This is a genomic window from Streptomyces atriruber (genome assembly GCF_001418325.1).
In the GTDB taxonomy this organism is placed as follows: domain Bacteria; phylum Actinomycetota; class Actinomycetes; order Streptomycetales; family Streptomycetaceae; genus Streptomyces; species Streptomyces atriruber.
In genome coordinates this window covers 323-2,929 of the sequence record NZ_LIPN01000252.1, presented here as the reverse complement: position 1 = coordinate 2,929, position 2,607 = coordinate 323, and the positions used below count along the sequence as shown (strand labels likewise).

General features: G+C 70.5%; 1 protein-coding gene. It reads right to left on the bottom strand.

From position 1 onward, the window contains the following. A partial coding sequence (locus tag AOK03_RS24955; protein ID WP_244177731.1) for an SDR family NAD(P)-dependent oxidoreductase occupies positions 1-2,607 on the bottom strand: 2,607 nt, incomplete at both ends.

Here is a 2,607-nt window from a genome sequence, read left to right as displayed (position 1 = left end):
CGCGGCGTCGAGCAGGGCGAGGCCGTGGGCGGTGGTCATCGCCTTGACGCCGATGCGTGCCATTCGGGCCACGTCGGTGGTGCTGAGTGCGCCGGTCATGCCGACAGTGTTCGTACTGGTACTGGTACTGGTACTGGTGCCGGTGCTGATGCTGGTGCCGGGCTCTGTACCCGACTCGCTGCTCGTCCCAGGGCCTGTCTCGCTGCCCGTCTCGGCGCCTGTAGTGGCGTCTCCCTTGTCGTTGGTGGCTTCCCACAGGCCCCAGCCGACCGACAGACCTGCCTGGCCCAGGGCCCGGCGGTGCTGCATCAACGCGTCGCAATAGGCATTGGCCGCCGCATAGTTGGCCTGCCCCGGACTGCCGAGCGTCGCGGCCGCCGAGGAGAACACCACGAACAACCCCAGACGCATCCCGCGCGTCGCCTCATCAAGGTTCGCCGCGGCAGCCGCCTTGGCCGCCCACACCCGCGCCAGGCCTTCCCTGGTCTGCGCCGTCACCACCGCGTCCTCCAGCACACCCGCCGCATGTACGACACCAGTGAGCGGATGCGACGGATCCGTCTTCCCGACCAGCTCCGCCACCGAAGCCGGATCACCGACATCAGCCGCGACGACTGCGACCTCGGCACCCAACCCCGCCAGTCGTTCGGCGAGTTCGCGACTTCCAGGCGCATCGGGTCCGCGGCGGCTGGCCAGCAGCAGATGCCGCACACCCCACTCCCGCACCAGGTGCTCGGCCACGACCTGCCCCAACGCACCCGTGCCACCGGAGATGAGGACGGTGCCATCGGGGTCGAGCGGTGCGGGTACGTCGAGCACGAGCTTGCCGGTGTGCTTCGCCTGGCTCATGAACCGGAAGGCTTCGCGTGCCCTGTCCAGCGGCCAGGAACGTACGGGCAGAGGGGCGAGCGCCCCTGACGCGAACCTCTCGCCCAGCTCCCGCATCATGACGTCGATGCGGTCCGGCCCGGCGTCGGTGACCAGGTCGTACACGGTGTACGTGACGCCCGGGTACTCCGCACCCACCTCTTCGGAAGTCCTGAGGTCGGTCTTGCCCATCTCCAGGAAACGACCGCCCTCCCCCAGCAACCGCAGGGACGCATCGATGAACTCGCCGGTGAGGCTGTTGAGTACGACGTCCATGTCCCGGCCGTCGACGGCCTGCCGGAACACATCCTCGAAGTCGAGGTCCCGGGAGGACGCACGGTGGGCGGCGTCGATCCCCATCTCTTCCAACACTGCGTGCTTGGCCGGGCTCGCGGTCGCGAAGACCTCGGCACCCAGATGCCGGGCGATCTGCACCGCAGCCATCCCCACACCACCGGTGGCGGCATGGATCAACACCCGCTCCCCCGCCTTCACCCCGGCCAGCTCCACCAACCCGTACCACGCCGTCAGGAACGCGACGGGCATACCGGCCGCCTGGCGCATGTCCCAGCCTCGCGGGACCGGCGCGACCATCCGTGTGTCCGCCACGGCCATCGGGCCGAACGAACCGTGGAGCACGCCCATCACGCGATCGCCGACGGACAGGTGCGTGACGTCGGAGCCGACCTCCGTCACGACACCGGCGCCCTCGCCGCCCAGGCCGATCTGGCCCGGGACCATGCCGAGGCTGACCAGGACGTCGCGGAAGTTGATGCCTGCGGCATGAATGCCGAGGCGCACCTGGCCGGGCGCCAGGGGCTCCAGCATCTCGGGATAGGCGACCGGCGCGACGCTCTCCAGTGTCTCGGCGCTGCCCTTGTCCAGCCGCCAGGCGCGCTCGGTGGGCGCGGCGAGGAGTGCGTCACCGGGCGCGCGGACCAGGCGCGGGATCAGCAGTGCGCCTTCGCGGAGGGCGAGTTGGGGTTCGTCCAGGTCTTCGACGGCCTGGCGCAGGAGGGACTGCGGCAGCGAGTCACCGCCGCCGACCGCATTGAGGTCCTCGTCGACGTCGAGCAGGACGAAGCGGCCCGGGTTCTCCGACTGCGCACTGCGCACCAGACCCCACACCGCAGCCGCCGACGCATCCACGTCACCATCGCTGTCACCGCCCGTGGCCACCGCCCCACGCGTCACCACAAGGAGCCGCGACTCGACCAACTCGGGCGCCACCAGGAACTCCTGCACCAAGGCCAGCACCCGCTCAGCCACCGGCAGACCGTCACCCGCACAACCCACGACAGGCGCGAGCACCGCCCACGGCACCTCATCACCCACCGCCGACACCACATCGGCCAGGCCGACACCATCCGCGAGCGCAACCCAACCGCCACCATCGGCCACACCGGCCTGCGGAGCCGGAAGCGGCGCCCACTCCACCGCGAACAGGCCCTCGTCCCGCGCCTGCGCCCGTGCTGCCTGTAGCTGCCCGATGTCGGCGGGGCGCAACGTCACCGATCCCACGCTCAGGACGCTCGCCCCGGTCGCGTCGGTGACGAGTACCCGAACCTCCCGCTCGGCCTCGTCATGCTCACCGGGCGACAGTCGCACGCGTACGGTGCCCGCTCCCGCGGCCCACAAGGAGACCTGGTTCCAGGTGAACGGCAACCAGATCTTGCCGTCGTCCTGCGGCTGCTCCTGGGACCAGTCGAGCAGCAGGGCCGGGTGGAGGGTGGCGTCGAG